This is a genomic window from Xenorhabdus innexi, from assembly GCF_002632485.1.
Lineage (GTDB): Bacteria > Pseudomonadota > Gammaproteobacteria > Enterobacterales > Enterobacteriaceae > Xenorhabdus > Xenorhabdus innexi.
This window is the reverse complement of record NZ_NIBU01000196.1, coordinates 1-1,002: the sequence shown is the minus strand read 5'-3', so window position 1 is coordinate 1,002 and position 1,002 is coordinate 1. Positions and strand designations below refer to the sequence as shown.

2 protein-coding genes are annotated in these 1,002 nt (G+C 57.8%); both read left to right on the top strand.

The window, feature by feature from the left end; all coding sequences use genetic code 11:
- Positions 1-217: 217 nt before the first annotated feature.
- A complete protein-coding gene (locus tag Xinn_RS21035; RefSeq protein WP_244590293.1) occupies positions 218-484 on the top strand; it encodes a hypothetical protein in 267 nt (88 codons plus the stop codon).
- The coding region (locus Xinn_RS21030; protein ID WP_211286047.1) for a conjugal transfer protein TraG N-terminal domain-containing protein at positions 481-1,002 on the top strand (522 nt) is incomplete at its 3' end. The genes Xinn_RS21035 and Xinn_RS21030, both read left to right, overlap by 4 nt.

Here is a 1,002-nt window from a genome sequence, read left to right as displayed (position 1 = left end):
CCCTGAAACAGGCGCTGTCCCGCAATGCCATCCTGACCATTATTGAACGGGATACGCAGCGCATTAACGCCCATCCGCAAAAACAGGTGCCGGACAGCCAGGATGCGCGGTTTTCTCAGCTGGAAGCCCCTCACCGGTCAGGTCAATGATGGAAAAAAAACGTTCAGGATTAAGAAAAGGTCTTCGGTTATGCGGGATTATCGTCCTGGTGATGACCGTGACGTTAGCCCTCGGCCAGGCCGGCATGCAGTCTCCCGACACCCTGTCTGCGCTGCGTCGCGGGCTGGCCGATTATCCGTCGCTCTGGCTGTTATGGCGGTTAAGCCTTTATATGTTACTGATTTTGGGTGGCCGGAAAATCTGGACGATGACGGAACACAAACCGGCAACCCGTGCCGTGTTAATACGCATGATGGCAGCGAATGTGCTGTTTATCCTGTTGTGTGAATATGTGCTGTCAGCCAGTCCGGGAAGGGGATTATGACGACTAATAGCTATCTGGAATATTTCCTGACCCTGCTGGGCTGGGTGGTGAACAATGGCCTGTGGCACCTGCTGATGGCGACCGGGGTGTTTACCCTGCCGTTGGTGGTGAAAGTGATTACGGTCTGGTTGCAGGTACGGGAGGGGGGTGAAGAAGACGGCGCCGGCGGTTTGCAGTCACTGGCCCGGCTTGAGACTACGCTCTACGGGGCGTTTTTTGTGATGGTGTTCTGCTGTGTGCCGCTGGTCAGCGTCAGCCTGACCACCCTTCAGTATGACCCCTCCCGGGCCAAAAGTTGTGGCACCTGGACACCGGCCGCTCCTGAGAAAAGTGGTTATGCGCCGGTGATGTCCAGCCTGAATAACCAGACTGCGGCGGTGCCGGTCTGGTGGGCCGTAGTGCACCGGTTATCCAAAGGGCTGACACAGGCGGCGGTCGCCACCATTCCCTGCCGGCCGGATTTGCGGCAGCTGCGTTTTGAGGTGCAGCATACCCGCATCAGCAATCCGGCGCTGGCG